General features: G+C 69.7%; 17 protein-coding genes, 2 tRNA genes and 1 pseudogene. 8 read left to right on the top strand and 12 right to left on the bottom strand.

Features of this window, described 5'->3' with window-relative positions; all coding sequences use genetic code 11:
* Both AC3WLN_RS13710 and AC3WLN_RS13705 read left to right on the top strand, forming a co-directional pair.
* Positions 1-747: extensin-like domain-containing protein (locus tag AC3WLN_RS13710; RefSeq protein ID WP_492482032.1), on the top strand; the 747-nt coding region annotated here is incomplete at its 5' end.
* 70 nt (positions 748-817) lie between these two features.
* On the top strand, positions 818-2,092 hold the full coding sequence (locus tag AC3WLN_RS13705; protein WP_492482030.1) for a L,D-transpeptidase family protein: 1,275 nt from the start codon (positions 818-820) through the stop codon (positions 2,090-2,092).
* On the opposite strand, the pseudogene AC3WLN_RS13700 reads toward AC3WLN_RS13705, so the two are convergent.
* Together AC3WLN_RS13700 and AC3WLN_RS13695 are read right to left on the bottom strand one after the other, a co-directional pair.
* Positions 2,092-2,401, bottom strand: a pseudogene (locus AC3WLN_RS13700) (integrase core domain-containing protein); the annotation flags it as partial. The gene AC3WLN_RS13705 and the pseudogene AC3WLN_RS13700 overlap by 1 nt on opposite strands.
* Before the next feature lie 240 nt (positions 2,402-2,641).
* Positions 2,642-2,767 (bottom strand): hypothetical protein, encoded by a 126-nt coding sequence (locus tag AC3WLN_RS13695; protein ID WP_492482028.1) that lies wholly within the window; start codon positions 2,765-2,767, stop codon positions 2,642-2,644.
* A 375-nt stretch (positions 2,768-3,142) separates the two neighbouring features.
* Between AC3WLN_RS13695 and AC3WLN_RS13690 the strand changes: the two genes are divergently transcribed.
* Positions 3,143-3,412, top strand: coding sequence for a hypothetical protein (locus tag AC3WLN_RS13690; protein ID WP_492482040.1), 270 nt, complete (start codon positions 3,143-3,145; stop codon positions 3,410-3,412).
* 160 nt (positions 3,413-3,572) lie between these two features.
* Here the strand turns inward: AC3WLN_RS13690 and AC3WLN_RS13685 are convergent, their stop codons facing one another.
* The 7 genes from AC3WLN_RS13685 to queA all read right to left on the bottom strand — a co-directional run bounded on the left by AC3WLN_RS13685 (position 3,573) and on the right by queA (position 11,047).
* Positions 3,573-4,889, bottom strand: coding sequence for a Tle-like phospholipase domain-containing protein (locus tag AC3WLN_RS13685; protein WP_492482026.1), 1,317 nt, complete (start codon positions 4,887-4,889; stop codon positions 3,573-3,575).
* 174 nt (positions 4,890-5,063) lie between these two features.
* Positions 5,064-6,572, bottom strand: coding sequence for a hypothetical protein (locus AC3WLN_RS13680; RefSeq protein ID WP_492482024.1), 1,509 nt, complete (start codon positions 6,570-6,572; stop codon positions 5,064-5,066).
* 17 nt (positions 6,573-6,589) lie between these two features.
* A complete protein-coding gene (locus AC3WLN_RS13675) occupies positions 6,590-7,627 on the bottom strand; it encodes an NAD-dependent epimerase/dehydratase family protein (protein WP_492482022.1) in 1,038 nt (345 codons plus the stop codon).
* Between the two features lie 123 nt (positions 7,628-7,750).
* Positions 7,751-8,212 carry a hypothetical protein gene (locus AC3WLN_RS13670; RefSeq protein WP_492482020.1) on the bottom strand — a complete coding sequence of 154 codons (462 nt, stop codon included), beginning with the start codon at positions 8,210-8,212 and terminating at the stop codon, positions 7,751-7,753.
* 336 nt (positions 8,213-8,548) lie between these two features.
* Positions 8,549-8,624, bottom strand: a tRNA-Lys gene (locus AC3WLN_RS13665).
* A gap of 118 nt (positions 8,625-8,742) precedes the next feature.
* Positions 8,743-9,909 (bottom strand): tRNA guanosine(34) transglycosylase Tgt, encoded by a 1,167-nt coding sequence (tgt, locus tag AC3WLN_RS13660; RefSeq protein ID WP_492482019.1) that lies wholly within the window; start codon positions 9,907-9,909, stop codon positions 8,743-8,745.
* A 52-nt stretch (positions 9,910-9,961) separates the two neighbouring features.
* Positions 9,962-11,047 (bottom strand): tRNA preQ1(34) S-adenosylmethionine ribosyltransferase-isomerase QueA, encoded by a 1,086-nt coding sequence (gene queA / locus AC3WLN_RS13655; RefSeq protein WP_492482017.1) that lies wholly within the window; start codon positions 11,045-11,047, stop codon positions 9,962-9,964.
* 199 nt (positions 11,048-11,246) lie between these two features.
* Here queA and AC3WLN_RS13650 point away from each other — a divergent pair, with 199 nt between their 5' ends.
* Both AC3WLN_RS13650 and AC3WLN_RS13645 read left to right on the top strand, forming a co-directional pair.
* Positions 11,247-11,513 (top strand): hypothetical protein, encoded by a 267-nt coding sequence (locus AC3WLN_RS13650; protein ID WP_492482015.1) that lies wholly within the window; start codon positions 11,247-11,249, stop codon positions 11,511-11,513.
* Between the two features lie 119 nt (positions 11,514-11,632).
* Positions 11,633-12,520, top strand: coding sequence for a cation diffusion facilitator family transporter (locus AC3WLN_RS13645; RefSeq protein WP_492482013.1), 888 nt, complete (start codon positions 11,633-11,635; stop codon positions 12,518-12,520).
* Here the strand turns inward: AC3WLN_RS13645 and lipB are convergent.
* Positions 12,517-13,242 (bottom strand): lipoyl(octanoyl) transferase LipB, encoded by a 726-nt coding sequence (gene lipB, locus AC3WLN_RS13640; protein WP_492482011.1) that lies wholly within the window; start codon positions 13,240-13,242, stop codon positions 12,517-12,519. The genes AC3WLN_RS13645 and lipB overlap by 4 nt on opposite strands.
* Before the next feature lie 80 nt (positions 13,243-13,322).
* Here lipB and AC3WLN_RS13635 point away from each other — a divergent pair, with 80 nt between their 5' ends.
* Together AC3WLN_RS13635 and AC3WLN_RS13630 are read left to right on the top strand one after the other, a co-directional pair.
* Positions 13,323-13,628, top strand: coding sequence for a FliM/FliN family flagellar motor switch protein (locus AC3WLN_RS13635; protein ID WP_492482009.1), 306 nt, complete (start codon positions 13,323-13,325; stop codon positions 13,626-13,628).
* A 135-nt stretch (positions 13,629-13,763) separates the two neighbouring features.
* A tRNA-Leu gene (locus tag AC3WLN_RS13630) sits at positions 13,764-13,848 on the top strand.
* Between the two features lie 139 nt (positions 13,849-13,987).
* On the opposite strand, the gene AC3WLN_RS13625 is transcribed toward AC3WLN_RS13630, so the two are convergent.
* Entirely contained in the window at positions 13,988-15,121 is a 1,134-nt protein-coding gene (locus AC3WLN_RS13625; RefSeq protein WP_492482007.1) for an FAD-dependent monooxygenase, read from the bottom strand.
* A 303-nt stretch (positions 15,122-15,424) separates the two neighbouring features.
* On the opposite strand from AC3WLN_RS13625, the gene AC3WLN_RS13620 reads away from it, so the two are divergent.
* Positions 15,425-15,604, top strand: a complete 180-nt coding sequence (locus AC3WLN_RS13620) for a hypothetical protein (RefSeq protein ID WP_492482005.1) — start codon at positions 15,425-15,427, stop codon at positions 15,602-15,604.
* A gap of 97 nt (positions 15,605-15,701) precedes the next feature.
* Here AC3WLN_RS13620 and ribB read toward each other — a convergent pair whose 3' ends face one another.
* Complete coding sequence (ribB, locus tag AC3WLN_RS13615; RefSeq protein WP_463769426.1) at positions 15,702-16,778, bottom strand: 3,4-dihydroxy-2-butanone-4-phosphate synthase; 1,077 nt, start codon at positions 16,776-16,778, stop codon at positions 15,702-15,704.
* Positions 16,779-16,811: the final 33 nt, after the last annotated feature.

Genomic DNA, 16,811 nt, shown 5'->3' with positions numbered 1-16,811 from the left:
GCGGAGGCGCCGCGCCCGGCCGAAGCGTCCAGAGCGGCCGAGCCGCCCCGCCCGCCCGAGCGGCCGGCGGAGTTCGCGCCGCCGGCCGAGGCGGCCAAGGCCCGTGAGCCCGAGCCGGTGAAGCCCGCGGAGGGGGGAGAGGTGCCGGCGCCGCCGCCGCGTCCGGCCGAGCTCTCGGCGCCCGCGCTGGCGATCACCGTCGCCCCCGTCGACGACAGCGCCTGCCGGCGGCGCCTGGAGCGCCTCGGCGCCCGGTTCGAACCCCTGCCCGCCATCGCGAACGGCCAGTGCGGGGCGGCGAAACCCCTGAAGGTGACGGCGCTCGCCGACGACCTCGCCCTCTCGCCGCCGGTGACGCTGGTCTGCGCGGCGGCCGAATCCCTCGCCCGCTGGGCGACGGAGGCCCAGGTCGCCGCCGAGCGCGACCTCGGCCAGCCGCTGAAAGGCCTGACGATCGGCACCTCCTACGAATGCCGGGGCCAGAACCACGATCCCGACGCCAAGCTCAGCGAGCACAGCTTCGCCAACGGCGTCGACGTGATGGGCTTCACCTTCGCCAGCCGCCCGGCCCTCTCGGTGCTGGCCGCCCCCGAGGGGACGCCGGAGGCGACCTTCCTCGCCGCGGTGCGCAGCCGGGCCTGCGATTTCTTCCGCACGGTCCTCGGCCCGGGCTCCGACGCGGCCCATGCCAACCATCTCCACCTCGACGAGCGGCAGCGGAATGCCGGGCATCGCCTGTGTCAGTGAGGGGCGGAACGCGGACTGGCCCAGCGCGCTTACTCCTGCGCCATCAGGCGGATAGCGCGGGAGTTCTTCGGTGATCAGGTATCCTTCGACACGACTCGGTGGCCTTGCCGGCCTCGCCCTGGTCGCCCTGGCGGGTGGCGCGCAGGCCGCGACGAAGGACAAGGCACCGGCGCCGGTCCTGACGCGCGAGGCGGTGGAATCCGCGGCCCTAGCGCCCCCCGGCGACACCGCGGCGGACGATTCCAAGGAATCTTCGAAGGACGGTGGGACGAAGAAAGGCGCCGAGACGAAATCCGGCAAGGCACAGTCGAAGGCCGAGGCGGCCAACCACCCGGAGCCGGCCCTGATCAAGGCGCAGATCCTGCTCGACCGGGCCCATTTCTCGCCCGGCGCCATCGACGGCCGCGACGGCGACAACCTTCGCGGCGCCCTGGCGGCCTTCGCCACCGCCAACGGCCTGAAGGCCGAGACCGAGATCGAGCCGGATCTCGCCGACAAGCTCCAGGCGACGAGCCGCGATCCGGTGCTGACCGAGTACACCGTCACGCAAGCCGATGCGGCCGGTCCCTTCGTGGAGAAGATGCCGCCGAAGATGGAGGATCAGGCCGATCTCGATGCGCTGGGCTACACCAGCCCGCGCGAGATGCTGGCCGAGCGCTTCCACATGTCCCCCGACCTCCTCACCGCGCTCAACCCCGAGGCCGATGTCGCTAAGGCCGGTACGGTGATCCTGGTCGCCGCGGTCAAGCCGCTGGAGACCGGCAAGGCGACGGCGGAGGAGAAGGCGGCGAAGAAGCAGGCCAAGGAGGCGGCCAAGGACGCCAGCAAGGACACGGCGAAGAAGGAAGCCCCGCGCGACGACGAGAAGGGCTCGCAGGCCAAGGGCCCGGATGCGAAGGTGGCCGATGCCGAGGACCCGGCGGCGAAGGACGTGACCCGCATCGAGGTCGACAAGGAGAGCCGCAACGTGCGGGCCTTCGACAAGGCGGGCAAGCTCGTCGCGTTCTATCCCGCCTCGATCGGCAGCGAGGAGAAGCCGGCGCCCTCCGGCGAGGCGAAGGTCGAGGGCGTCGCCTATGCGCCGACCTATACCTACAATCCGAAATACGACTTCGCCGGGGTCAAGGCGAAGACCAAGTTCACGATCGCGCCCGGGCCGAACAACCCGGTGGGGGTGGTCTGGATTGACCTGTCGATCCCGTCCTACGGCATCCACGGCACGCCGGAGCCCGAGAAGGTCGGCAAGACCGAGTCCCACGGCTGCATCCGCCTGACGAACTGGGATGTCCGCGATCTGGCCAACCGCGTCAGCCGCGGCGCGCAGGTGGTGTTCAAGGACGAGTAGATGTTAGGTCCCAGCGTCTGGTGGATGGGGTTTGACGTCGAGCGGCCTGGCCCGCCAGACCAGACCTTCCAGTGGCCTCGTGGGGGGAGGCCCCGCAGGGTCTTCAGGGGGTGTTGCGAAGGTGTCGGCGCTGACGAAGTCGGCCGGATGGGCACGGAGTAGCGGGTGGCTGTCGTAGTGGCCGCGCTTAACCGTCGTGTCCTTGATCGTGCGGTTCATTCGCTCGACTGACCCATTCGTCCAGGGGTGACGCGGCTTGGTCGGGCGATGGGTGATATCGTTGCGGGCGCAGGCACGCTCGAAGCTGTGGGCATGGCCGGGCATCACTGACGTCGGGATGACGCGCGGACATCGCCCGGTGCGGCGCCCCGGCGTGACGACGGAGGGCCTGCGCGCGAAGCGACGTCCTCCTCCGGGGCGACCCTCCAGTGCGGAGCTCGCCGGGAGGGACCGATGCACCCTGCCGGAAAGCTCCACCGCATCGATGGAGGTCCTGCGAGCGTTGCTTCGCCCCAACGACCGTCGAAGGTCGTCAGTCAAGAGCGGAAATCAGACGCCGATGTCGAGCCCGTCGCTCTCCGGAGTCTGATTTTTCAGCGAAATCTTCTGCAACATCTCTTTCATCGAGAGCGTGTGGTCATTCAGGTCCGCGATCCTGCGGGCGATCAAGGCCAACAGCTGGATCGTTTTTCCTTGTCGGGGATCTCCAGGCTGTCTTCAAGATTTGCGACAGTATCCATGGTACGTTGACAATCTTGAAAATCCGAAGACACGATATCGACTTGCGACATATTTGACTTCAACACGGGGTAGCACCCCTTTTCTCATCAGGCGCCTCGCATCGTCATCAGAGATCGATATCCCACCGGAACACGTTTGTCAGATCGGGGGATGAATGGTGATTTTCGTCCTTCGAACCGTCGATCGCCCTTGCCCATCCGGCTGGCGACCGTCCGAGGCCGTACACTGCGTTCAGGCCGGACTTTTCCCTGGAACGACAAGAGCGGGCGGGTCGTTGCCCCTGTAAGCTCTCAACCGGGAACCATCATGATCAGAACCGTTGCCCTCGCCCTCGGCGTCTCCTTCGTCAGCCTGTCGGCCCTGGCGCAGCCCGCAACCGCACCGGGCACCGTTCCCGGCCAGACGGGCGGAGCCGTGGTCCAAAGCCAGCCGAACACGACGGGCAACGATCCGAGCGTGTCCGTGTCACGCGGCGCCACGGGCGCGGAGACCGCGACGACGGATTCCGCGGCCGGCGGAAATGCGAACAAGCCCGAGCAGGCCGTGCCCAACGGCAGCGGTGGCGGCAGCAGCCGCTGATCCCTTGTCCCGACGCGTGATCCTCGGAACTCGCCCGGCTTCGCCGCGGCGGGTTCCGTTTGTCTGACGCCGCGCACGGTCGGGTTCGGCGGGCGGGGTTTCCGCAGAGCCCCGCCCACGGTCGTCTGTTCGACGCGTGAGCGGAGAAGACCTCGGAGCCTCAGGCGTGCAGCAGGCCGTCCGTCGGCACATGCACCGTGAAGGCTTTGCCCTCGTCGACCCAGCCCGGCCCCTGGAGGCCCTGCTTGAGGCTCGCGGCTTCCTCGGCATTGCCGGCGAAGTGATGCTGACCCGTCTGCGTGTTGTAGAAGCGCTCTAGGGTCACGTGGCCGGCGCCGTCGGCGGCATTGTAGGCCTCGAACGCGACGCCCTCGAACGTGTAGCTGGCGATGTTCGCGATGATGCTGTCGCGCTCGTTCACGCTCTCCGTATAGAAATGGTTGCCGCTCTTCGTGTCGAAGAACCGGAACACGTCGTGGGTGTCGGCGCTCTCGTCCGGGGTCGACCAGGGCGAACCCTCGAAGTTGAAGTACGGGATCGTCGCCTGGATCTGCGCCTTCTCGATCGCGCTGGTCGTGTAGAAGTGGTCGCCCGTCTTGGTGTCGAAGAAGCGGAAGACGGGGTCGGGCTGGTTCGCCGCCGTGCCGGAACTGCGGATCACCGGATCGACGGCGGCCGAACCGGCGCTGCGCGCCGCGTAGACGGAGACGTCGTGCTCCGCGCCGTACCGGAGGAAGGTATCGACGAACTTCCCCGAATCTAGGAATTGCGACGGCGTCAGCGTCGTCTCCGTCCCATCGGTACCGGGAAGGTAATCGATCGTGCCGCGGTTGACGTAGTTGCTGGTCAGGCTCGGGATCGAGGCCGCGATATCCTGGGGCGTGACCCCGTCGCCGATGGCCGTGGACAAGGCCAAGGGCACCGTCCCGGCATAGATCGGGTCGGCGCTGGCGGTCTGGCCGATCTGAGCCCGGTAAGCTCCCAGATAGGGCACCGGATCGTCCGCGATCTCGTAATTGACGATGCGGTCGTCGGGCGTGGCGGAGATCAGGGCTCCTGGCGAGCCGAAGGTGGCGGCCTGGTAGAGGACGTCGCCGGTGTCGGGGTGATTGGCCATGAAGACCTGCGTCAGCGCGCCACCGAGGCTATGGCCGGTGACGACCACGGTGGCGTCGTGCTGCGCGGCGTAGGTGTCGACGGCCGAGACCAGCGGGGCGAGCTTGTCGTAGTCGGCGTTGATGTTGCGCAGGTTGTTCAGCCAGTCCTGCCGGTCGTCGCTGCCGCGAAAGCTCAGGACCACGACGGACTGGTTGCCGAAGCTACCCGTGACGGCGGCGGCGTAGGCGTTCTGATTGGCGAAGGTGCCGTTCGTCAGCCCGCTGGCCGAGAGGGGCGCGAAGCCTGCGGGAAGTCCGGCGAGGGTGTTGGAGTAGGTTGATGCGGCGATCGTCGCCAGCGTCGCCGCTATCGTTCCCATCGAGCGTCTGTCCTTTCGATACGGCGGCACAGGCGGCGCCGCCTGGGCGCTGCCTGCCTGCCTTGCGCGACGGTAACGCAAGCTCGGCCGAAACCGATCCGGGCTGCTGGACCTACGGGCGCGGTCGGCAACGCGCTCGCCGGCCTGACGCCGCGCCGCGCGGGCCGGGCGATGTCAATCGGCGCCGGCGCGCGCGGGCCGGCATGGCGCGAAGAAGACGATGCCGTCCGGTTCGCGGCGTTCGGTCTTCCAGATCAGATGGCCGGGGACCTCCGCGGTCGGGCAGTAGCCCATCTCCGATCCCACCGAAACGTAAGCGCCGCGTTCGGAACCGACCGGAAGGTAGGTCGAGAGGGCGATTAGGTCGTAGCCGCCCGCCAGGGCCCTGCGGAAGGAGCCGAGGTCCGCGTCCGGCGCGACGGGCTGCTGCTGGCGCCAGACATAGAAGGCCGGGTTCGACGCGCCGCCATCGTAGTTCGCGAACACGTTGCGGTCGAACCAGGGCTGGAGGGAGAAGGTCTTGAAACCCACCGCCGCGACCCGCGCCTCCGGATCGTGCGCCCGCGCCGCCCGCACGATCGCGGCGGCCTGCGGGCCCGACGCGTAGGGCTCCCGCACCTCCCGGAACCAGGCGCTCGCGGTCTCGGCATCCTGGAACAGCACGACGACGCCGACGCTCGCCAGGACGAGCCCGCGCAGTCCGCGGCCGCAGGCGCCGAGACCCAGCCAGCTGATCCAGAGGCAGAAGATCCAGACGAGGAACAGGATGCCCGAGTGCCAGACATTGGCCGGCTTCAGCGCCGAGAAGACCATGAGGCAGAGGATGAGCGAGGCCGAAAGGCCGAGGGTCCCAGCCCGGCGGAACAGGAGCAGCGAGGGGATCAGCAGCGCGAACGACACCAGCGTCGCGACCAGAACGGGCTCGTCGAGCGGCACGCGGTCGACGAGGGCCTCCCGGAGCAGCCGGATCGCGCGGGTGAGACTGACCTCCGTCGCCGCGCCGAAGGCCAGGTCCGGAGCCGGCCAGGCCTGCAGCACGGCGGCCAGGGCGAGAATGGAGGCCAGGGCCATGCTGCCGAGGAAGGCTGTTCGCGTCCAGGCGCCGGTCCGCCAGGCCTGGAGCGTCGCCTCGGCACCCAGCGTTCCGGCCACCAGGAAGCTGTGCGCATTGGCGTTGGCGAGGAGGCCGAGGACCAGTGCGTAGGGCAGCGGCCGGGTGATCCGGCCCGGAAACAGGATGGCGGCCAGCGGGATCAGCAGGAGATCGAGCGCGTAGCTGCGGGCGACGATCGCGTATTGGTAGGCGAAGAAGTACGAGCCGATCAGGCCGATCCGGAGCCAGATCGGGAACGGCGCGGCGCGCAGGACGAGGAACGCGCCCGAGACCGCGAGCGCGGAACTGAGGAGCCAGAGACCCGAGAACGGGTAGCCGGCCTGCACGGCCAGCCACAACAGCGCGTGCCAGAGGCCGGGCGACCCCTCGTAGTGCAGGCGCTCGAGGAGAAGGTCCGGCAGCGTGCTGTCGCGGGCGAGCAGCCAGGCCTGCGCCTCGTCGAACCACGCCTCGTGGTGCGCGCCGACCGCGATCAGGGCCGCGGCGAACAGAGCCGCGCCGAGGGCCGCCAGGACCGTCGCCCGCGATCGGGACGGCGCGGCCAGGCTCGGCGATGCGAGCGACCCCATCCCGGCCTCGGCGGGCCTCAGGAGACCCATTTCAGGAGGCGGATCGCGCCCATGTCGGCCGGGCGGCTATGGGCGGACACGCCGTGGCGGCCGACGATCTCGGCGCGGTTGGCCTCGTAGTAGCGGTAGGCGCAGAGAAGCATCTCGCGGTTCGTCAGCGTCGGCTGCCAGCCCAGTTCGGCCTTGATCCGCGTCGTGTCGAAGACGAAGTCCGAGGCGATCATCCGGGCGTGGTACGGCCCGAGGGGCGACACCCGCAGGGCATGCGCGACGCGCATCGCCAGGACCGTGGGCGCCTTGGGCAGGCTGCCGATCCGCGACGGACTGCCGGCCTGCGCGATGACGTGGGCGTAGCTGTCGCGCATCGTGCCGACATCGTCCGAGCCGATGCCGAAGGTCCCGAGCGCTCGCCGCTGCCAGGCCAGGAGCATCGCGGCGATCAGGTCCCGGGCGGCGATGAACTGGTAGCGGTTCGAGCCGTCGCCGACGACCCAGACGCGCCGCCCATCGGCGATGAACTCGAACAGGATCGCCAGGAGGCCGAGCCGCCCAGCGTCCAGGATAGTGGGCGAGCGAAGCACCGTCGTGGTGAAATCATCCGCATGCGCCGCGAGGATCTTCTCGCCCTCCCACTTGCTCGCGCCGTAGATCTCGCAGGGCTCCGGTGGGTCGTCCTCGCGGACCGGGCGGCTGAAGCCCCGCCCCCATAGGCAGTTGCTCGACACGTAGACCAGGTGGCGGATGCCGGCCGAGGCGACGGCCGCCGCGAGCGTCCGTGTGCCCTCGACGTTGGCCGACCACAATTCGCGCGCCGGAATCGAGCCGTGCGCGAGGAGCGCCGCACAATGGAATACGCCATCGTGCTCACGGCCCTGCAACGCCTGGTCGAGCAGCGGGCGATCGCGGATGTCGCCGACGATGGTGGTCAGGTTCGGATGAGTCGTCCGGCATTCGAGCCGGTCGATACTGGTCACCGTATGCCCGTCTTCGAGCAGGCGCGCGAGCAGCAGCGAGCCGAGGAAGCCTGAGCCGCCGGTAACGAGAAGACGAGCCACGCAATCCCCTTCAGGCCGGCGTCGAACCTGTGACCGGCACCGAAGCTTGCGGCCATTTGGTTACCATTGCGTGGCGCCGCGTCGCGCGGGGCGGTGGCCGGCCTCGGCGGGGTGACGGGCCCGCTACGGGCCGGGCATACGCCGGATCTGACCGATGTTCTGGGGCGAGAGGTCCGCGTAGAGGCTGCGGCCCGTACCGCGTGGTGTTCGCGTCGACGCCGATAGGGCCTGGCGCCGCAGGGCGCTGCCCTCGGAGCGCGTCAGATAAAGCCCTTTCCGCTTGATGAAATCGTCCCCGACCGTCTTCCGGTACGAGACCGTATCGCCGCAGCCGTTGCAGATCGACACCAGCCAGGACTGCCACAACCCGTTCGTCCTTTCCTCCACCGACGTGGCTCGCTCGCGCTGGGCGGAAGCCAACCGGAGGGTGTCGATATCCTTGGCCGGCTTCGGCCGGGGTGCGGAACGCAGTTCATTCAGCAGGAGATCGTTCCGCCCCTGCCCCAGACGGGCCGGAGGCGTCTCCTGGGCCGAGACCGGCGCCGTCAGACCCGTCAGGATGACGGCACAGATCCAGATCCGCATGACGACCTCCCTCCGGAGGTCAATCGCTCACGACGCTCGTTGTTTCTGCATTGCCGATAATGAAAACGACTTAGTCCTGTGCGTTGGACTTCGGTATCCGAGTGTTTTCTGGCGTCAGGATCGCACATCTGCGAAAGACCGGTGGCGGTTACATAGTCGCACGCTTCTGTTCGTGTCGATCGTCGTGCGGCGCCTCGCGATCGATTTCGCGCAGGCGTCGGTGCACGTCGACGCTTTTCGCTGCGGTCTCGTTAGGTTGGGCGGCACGGTTCGCAGGCGGGCTCGGTGCTTTCGCAGAGTGCTCGGCCGGCTGGCGACGATCATCGGTCGATGAGGTGGTGAGCGCGCTGGGACTCGAACCCAGGACCTACAGATTAAAAGTCCGTTGCTCTACCAACTGAGCTACGCGCTCGTGTGCGACGGGGCGTTGCGGCACCGGGGGCCGCGCCGTGTCGAACAGCGTGGCTCGCAATAGGGGGTCGGCGGTATGGGGTCAACCGGCTTCGCGGCCGTCCCCGGGGGATGACGGCTCAGGCGGCGGCGCGCTCGGCCTCGGCCCGGGCCCAGGCCGCGCGGGTCTCGTCGCAGAAATCGGCGAGGCGCCCCTGCGCGATGGCGGCGCGCAGGCCGGCCATCAGGTCCTGGTAGTAGGACAAGTTGTTCCAGGTCAGCAGCATCATGCCCAGGATCTCGTTGCTGCGCACGAGGTGGTGGAGATAGGCCCGGGAATAGTCGCGGGCCGCCGGGCAGGCCGAGGCCTCGTTGAGGGGGCGGGTGTCCTCGGCATGGCGGGCGTTGCGCAGGTTGATCCGGCCGTGCCGGGTGTAGGCCAGGCCGTGGCGGCCGGCGCGGGTCGGCATCACGCAGTCGAACATGTCGATGCCGCGGGCCACCGAGCGCATCAGGTCGTCCGGCGTGCCGACGCCCATGAGGTAGCGCGGCTTGCCCGCGGGCAGGTGCGGCTCCACGGTCTCGATCATCGCCAGCATCACATCCTGGGGCTCGCCCACCGCGAGGCCGCCGATGGCGTAGCCCTTGAGGTCGAGATCGACGAGGGCGCGGGCGCTCTCCACCCGCAGGGCCGGCACGTCGCCGCCCTGGACGATGCCGAACATCGCCTTGCCGGCCTGGCTGCCGAAGGCCACCCGGCAGCGCTCGGCCCAGCGCAGGGACAGGTGCATCGCCTTCTCGATGGCGGCGTGGTCGGCCGGCAGGCGGACGCATTCGTCGAGCTGCATCTGGATGTCGGACCCGAGCAGGCCCTGGATCTCGATGGAGCGCTCCGGGCTCATGTGGTGGGTCGAGCCGTCGACGTGGGAGCGGAAGGTGACGCCCTGCTCGTCGAGCTTGCGCAGGGCCGAGAGCGACATGACCTGGAAGCCGCCGGAATCGGTGAGGATCGGGTGTGGCCAGTTCATGAAGTGGTGTAGGCCGCCGAGCCGCGCCATGCGCTCGGGCCCCGGGCGCAGCATCAGGTGGTAGGTGTTGCCCAGGACCACGTCGGCGCCGAGGTCCCGAACCTGGCCGGGATACATCGCCTTGACGGTGGCGGCGGTGCCCACCGGCATGAAGGCCGGCGTCCGGATGGTGCCGCGCGGCATCGTGATCGCGCCGGTGCGCGCCGCCCCATCGGTGGCGTCGATGCGGAAGGTGAAATCGGTGGGCAGGCAGGAGGCGTCGGGAGCGGGTTCGGACATGGCCGCCGTCTTAGAGCCTGCACCGGTTTCGAGGCAAACCCGGCGTCGCGCCTCAGGTTTGCGCCGGAAACAGCAGGCTCGAATCGCCGTAGGAGTAGAAGCGGTAGCCCGTCGCGATGGCGTGCGCATAGGCCGCCCGCATGGTCTCCAGGCCCGAGAAGGCCGAGACCAGCATGAACAGGGTCGAGCGCGGCAGGTGGAAGTTGGTCATCAGCGCGTCCACCGCGCGGATGCGGGTGCCGGGAGTAATGAAGATCTCGGTCTGGCCGGCGAAGGCGCGGAGGCGTCCATCGGCGTCGGCCGCGCTTTCGAGGAGGCGCAGCGCCGTGGTGCCGACGGCGACGATGCGCCCGCCCCGCGCCCGCACGGCGTTGAGAGCCTCGGCGGTGTCGGCGTCGAGACGACCGATCTCGGCATGCATGCGGTGATCGGCGGTGTCGTCGGCCTTGACCGGCAGGAAGGTGCCGGCGCCGACGTGGAGCGTCACGGTGTGACGGGCGATGCCGGCGGCGTCGAGGTCGGCCAGCATCGCCTCGGAGAAGTGCAGGCCGGCGGTGGGGGCCGCCACCGCCCCGGGCTCGCGGGCATAGACGGTCTGGTAGTCGGTGGCGTCCTGCGCGTCGGTGGGGCGCTTGCCGGCGATGTAGGGCGGCAGCGGCAGGTCGCCGATGGCCGCGATGGCCTCGTCGAGGGCGGGCCCGGAGAGATCGAAGCGCAGGGTGATCTCGCCGCCCTCCCCCTTCGCCGCGATGGTGGCGTCGAGGCCGCCGAGGGCACAGGGCTCGCTGGTGCCGCGCTGGCCGAAGCTGACCCGGTCGCCGACGGCGAGGCGCTTGCCCGGCCGGGCGAAGGCGCGCCAGCTGTCCGCCGCCTCGCGCAGGTGCAGCATCGCTTCCATCCGAAGGCCCGGCGAGCCCGGACGGTGGCGCAGGCCGGTGAGGCGCGCCGGGATCACCCGGGTGTCGTTGAAGACCAGGGCGTCGCCCCGGCGCAGGAGGTGCGCGAGGTCGCGCACCCGACGGTCCTCCAGGCCCGCGCCCGGACGGACCACGAGGAGGCGCCCGGCGTCGCGGGGCACCGGCGGACGCAGGGCGATGCTGGCTTCGGGCAGCTCGAAATCGAAGAGATCGACGCGCATGCCGCGCCAACTGCATGGTTTGCGGGCGCGGATCAATGGGCCGGAACTTGAGACGGGCCGGCCGGTTCCGACTTCCTGGCAGGCGACCGCCGAGGCCGCCTCGGTTTTCAGACATCAGGCTGCCTTCGATGGTCCGCTCCATCCAAGAATCGTTGCAGGCGGTCGCGGGCGGCGCGCGGGCATGGTGGGAGAAGATGGCATGAGCGATGGGATTACCCGGCTGGTACGGCCGGGCCGCGTCACCCTGGACGGGCAACTGGTGTCGTACTGGGAGCGGGAGGCGCAGCGTCTCGACGCCCTCGCCGACGCGGCGCGCTGGAACTGGAGCGCCCGGAGCCTGCGGCGCAAGGCGGAGCGCGCGCGGGCCGAAGGCGCACGCTTCGCCGCCCGCGAGGCGGCACGCCGATCCCCCAGCCCGGACGCGCACGCCGCGCCGGAGGTGCCGGAAGACTCCGGCCCGGCATAGCCCCGGCTCAATCGTTCAGCGACGGGTTCAACCTTTGCCGTGGCCTTGGCGCGGGGACGGGCGCTATGGCACCGCCACCGGGCGGCACCGCTCCGTCCGGCGCGAGACCGGACGTCGTGATGGACCGTACCCAGAAAGCCGCCCTCCTGAGCGCCGGCCTCGGCGCCCTGGTGATGGGGCTCAAGTTCGCCGCCTACTGGGTCACCGGAAGCCTCGCGCTGTACTCCGATGCCCTCGAGAGCATCATCAACGTGGTGGCGGCGATGTTCGCCCTCGTCGCCCTGCGGGTGGCTTCGCGCCCGGCCGACGACGACCACCCCTACGGCCACCACAAGGCCGAGTACTTCTCGGCGGTGATCGAAGGCGCGCTGATCATCGTGGCGGCCATCCTGATCCTGCGGGAATCCTTTCACGGGCTGCTCGACCCCAAGCCCCTCGACGCGCCGGTGACCGGTCTCGTCGTCAACCTCGTCGCCACCGCGATCAACGGCGCCTGGGCCATGATCCTGCTCCGGCGGGGCCGGGAATGGCGGTCCCCCGCCCTGGTGGCGGATGCCCGCCACGTCATGGCGGACGTCGTCACCTCCGGCGGCGTCCTCCTCGGCGTCGCCCTGGTGGCGGTGACGGGCTACGCGATCCTCGACCCGCTCATCGCCGGGCTCGTCGCCCTGAACATCCTGTGGTCCGGCTGGGGCATGATCCGCGACTCGGTCAGCGGCCTGATGGACAAGGCGGCCCCCAGCGAGATGGTGGCGCAGATCCGCGAACTGATCTCGCTCCACAGCATCGGTGCCCTGGAGGCGCACGACGTCCGCACCCGCCACGCGGGCCAGGCCACCTTCATCGACTTCCACCTGGTGGTGCCCGGCACGATGACGGTGCAGGATTCGCACGCGATCTGCGACCGGCTGGAGGACGCGATCGAGAACGCCATCGAGGGTTCGGTGGTGGTCATCCACGTCGAGCCTGGCGAGCACGCCAAGGGCCGCGGCGTGCCGGTGATCTAGTCCACCGACGCCGTCGCGCCGAAGATCGCCTCAAAGGCGGCGCGCAGCTGCATGTCCACCTCCGGCATCGACACGAGGTGCCCGAGATCGACGAGGCTGGTGACGCCGTGACCGGCGATGCCGCAGGGCACGATTCCGGAGAAGTGCGACAGCTCGGGCTCCACGTTGAGGCTGATGCCGTGGAAGCTCACCCAGCGCCGGACCCGGATGCCGATGGCGGCGATCTTGTCCTCGACGCCCTCCCCCCGCTCCGGCCGACGGACCCAGACGCCGACCCGGTCCTCCCGGCGCTCGCCGCGCACGTTGAAGGCCTCCAGGGTGGCGATGATCCAGGCTTCCAGGGCGGCCACGTAGGCGCGCAGGTCCCGGCGCCGCCGGTCGAGATCGAGCATCACGTAGGCCACGCGCTGGCCGGGCCCGTGATAGGTATACTGCCCGCCCCGCCCCGTCCGGTGCACGGGGAAGCGCTCCGGCTCCACGAGGTCGGCCTCCTGCGCCGAGGTGCCGGCGGTGTAGAGCGGCGGGTGTTCCAGGAGCCAGACGAGCTCCGGTGCCCGGCCAGCCGCGATGGCCTCGGCCCGTTCCTCCATGGCGGCCACGGCCTCCGCGTAGGGAACGAGCGCGTCGCTGATCCGCCACGCCACGGGGGCCGAGCCGGGCCCGGCCCGAAAGTCCCCCGCTGGGAGCGCCAACCGGGCGGCGGTTATGGTTTCGTTTACCAAGACTTCACCATCGCGCGTGGAAGGTGGACGGGAGGGCGGGCGCCGCGTCGCGCGTCGCCCCGGAACGAAGGACGGGTCGCGTGGCGGTTCTCGAAGACCTGAAGGTCGATCTTAAGGTGGTGCTCGGACGCAGTCACATGCCGCTGCACATGCTGCTGCGCATGGGCCGGGGCGCCGTGATCGAACTCGAAGCCACCGAATCCGATATGGTCGAGATTCTCGCCAACGACCACCCGATCGCGCGCGGGCAGATCGTGGTGACCGGCAACCGCATCTCCGTGGAGATCACCGAGCTGATCCGGAAGGCCGAGGTCGTGCGCCTCACCGGCGTCACCATCGGCGAGGGCGCGGTCCCGGTCCTCGAAGGCGGCGTCGATTTTCTCTGATCCCACCCTCGCGGCGCTTGTCGGACGGAAATCCCTCTGTTATTGGCTGCGCCGCGCCCCGAGAGATCGGCCGCCGCAGCCGAGTGAGACAGGATCTCCGGGCCGGGTGACCGACGCGAACGGTGTGTTGACGATGCGGCCATGGCGGAATTGGTAGACGCGCTAGCTTGAGGTGCTAGTCCTGCAAGGGGTGGAGGTTCGAGTCCTCTTGGCCGCACCAACTCAACGGAGTTGGTGTTCCCCTCCGGAACGACGAGGCCGCTACCAGGCCTCCTGATCTCTCCCAATATTCAGATCTGCATCGAAGATCGAGGCGTGATCGCTGTCCGACCGGTTCGGTGCGTTACAGCGGCCCGTCCTCAGGCCGGCACCGGCACGCGGAGCGGTTCATAGGTCGCGCGGTAGCTGCGCGGACCGACGATGGGCAGCAGCAGGTTCCTCGCCCAGTCCGGCATGTTGGCCGTGCGCGACAGGCGGTCGGTCATCGCCTGGACATGGGTGACGCGCGGGCGGCGCAGCGCCTCCCAGGCCGGGCCGAGAGTATCCCAGTCCATTCCCTCGCCGAGAAGGCCGGCCAGCACCAGGGCATCCTCGAGGGCCAGCGCCGCGCCCTGGGCCCAGACCGGCGCGGTGGCGTGGGCGGCATCGCCCGCCAGGAGCACGCGGCCCTCGCTCCAGCGCGGGATACGGACCTCTTCGAGCGGCGAATGATGGATCGCCTCCGAATCCGGCAGGACCCTGTCGAGGGTGTCGCGGACGGCCTGCGGAAACCGGTCGAAGACCCCGCGCAGGGCCGCGAGATCGCGGCCGGCGGCCCCCGCCCCGCTCACCGAGACCCAGCCGTAGACCTCGCCGCGGTCGACCGGGATCAGCAGGAACAGGCCGCCGGCACCGGCCCAGAGCGTCCAGGCCTCGATGCCCGGGTTCGGCGCCATGAAGCGCCAGCTCGCCTCGGCTAGAACCGCGGATCGCGGCGCCAACGCCCCGAACACGGATCGCCGGACCGCCGAGTTCACCCCGTCGGCGCCGACCAGCAGGGTTCCGGTCTCGGTCGATCCATCGGACAGCTCCACCGTGACGCCCTCGGCCGCCTGGCGGACGGACGCGATCTCGGAGCCTCGCCGCAGAGCGTCCGTGGGGAGGCCATCGGCCAGCAGGCCCAGGAGGTCGCTGCGGCGCAGGCAGTGCGGGCGCAGGGCCTCGCCCCAGAACGCATCCTCGTCGACGGAGAAGATCAGGCGGTCGCGCTCGGTCCGGTAGTCCCGCCGCCGCACGGGCGCGCCGTAGCGGCGCAGGCCCTCCGCGAGCCCGAGTTGCGCCAGGGCCCGGACGGCATTGCCGGGCAGGTTGATGGCGAGGCCGGCATCGCGCGCGTCGGTCCGTCGCTCCAGGGTCAGGGAGGGAACGCCCCGCCGCTGCAGCGCCCGGGCCATCGCCAGCCCCGCGATGCCGCCGCCGGCGACGAGCACCCGACCGTTCCGTTCGTCCCGCATGAAACCTCCCGAAACGGTTGCCGTCGGTCCCCGACCGGGCCGCGCCCCGGGTGTCGACGCAAACGGGACCGTCATGCGAACGCAGTCGCAATGTTGCTGAGACCAGGGAACCGGATGGCGCGCCGAGCCTTCCATGATCGGATCCCGACTGCGGCGGCCCGGCACTTGCTTCAGCAGCGGCAGTGTCGAGACCGGCGCCCTCCGCATGCGTTTCTCGCCGGCATGGTAAACAAAGTTGGTTCCATCCGGGGGAAATCTACGTAGACTCTACGTAGATGCTCGTCGAGCGAAGAGGGACTCGGAATGCGGTTGATCGATGATGTCGATGCGACGGGCCGACGCCGGCTCCTGAGGAATGCCTATATCTGGTACCGCTTCACCATCCTGGCGGCACGCGAGATCCTGACGCGCCGCGACACGGAACACGATCGCCCCCTCTCCCAGCCGCGTCGACTGTCCTGGTCGAGCGGCTCCAAATCCTAGAACCAGGGTCGGACACGGAGTCCTGATCGTCCGGTGCTGACGATCGGAGACCGACGATGGGACCGCCGGACCGGCAGGCGGGGCCGGGATCGCCGCCTCAGCCCTCCAGGCGCTCGTCGCCGAGGAACTCGATCCCGAAGCCCGACAGGCCTACATAGGCGCGCGACGAGGTCGCGAGGTTGCGGATCGAGGAGATTCCGAGATCGCGCAGGATCTGTGCTCCGAGCCCGACCTCGCGCCACTGGGCTACGCGCTGGGCCTCCGAGCCCTCCTCGGCGAAGGGCTTGAGGGGCACGCCGGCGGTGCCGTCGCGCAGGTAGACCAGGACGCCGCGGCCCTCCTCGGCGAAGCGGCGCATCACCGCCTCGATCTGGCGCCCACCCTCGATCACGTCCGCCACCACGTTGGAGCGGTGCAGCCGCACCAGCACGTCCTTGCCGTCGCCGATGCGCCCGTGGACGAAGGCGAATTGCTGCACGGTCTCGAACGGCGTGGTGTAGGCGTAGCCCGTCATCTCGCCGAACTCGGTCTTCACCGGGAAGGTGCCGACCCGTTCCACCAGTGTCTCGCGGGCCTGGCGGTAGGCGATGAGATCGGCAACCGAGACGCGCTGGAGATTGTGCTGCTCGGCGAAGGCGGTGATCTGCGGCCCCTTCATCACCGTGCCGTCGTCATTGGCGAGTTCGCAGATCACGCCCACCGGAGGCAGGCCCGCGAGCTTGCACAGGTCCACGGCCGCCTCGGTGTGGCCCGAGCGCATGAGCACGCCGCCGTCCTTGGCGATGAGCGGGAAGACGTGGCCCGGGCGGACGAAATCGTCCTCGCCCATGTTGCCGTTGGCCAGGGCCCGCACCGTGTTGCAGCGCTGCTCGGCGGAGATGCCGGTGGTGAGGCCGTGCTTGACGTCGACCGTCACCGTGAAGGCGGTGCCCAGGGGCGCATCGTTCGAGGCCACCATCGGGTCGAGGCGCAGGCGGCGTGCCTCGGCGCGGGTCAGGGGCGCGCAGACGATGCCGCAGGTGTTGCGGATGATGAAGGCCATCTTCTCCGGCGTGCAGAGCGAGGCGGCGACGACGAGGTCGCCCTCGTTCTCACGATCGTCGTCATCGGTGACGACGACGATCTCGCCTCGGGCATAGGCCTCGATGGCCTGCGTGATGTGGGTATGGGGCACGGGCTGTCTCTTGGCGTTTCGCGGACACTTGGC

The organism is Methylobacterium sp. FW306-05-D, assembly GCF_058782155.1.
Note: the sequence above shows the minus strand (reverse complement) of the source record. Positions and strands in the feature narration are given on the sequence as shown.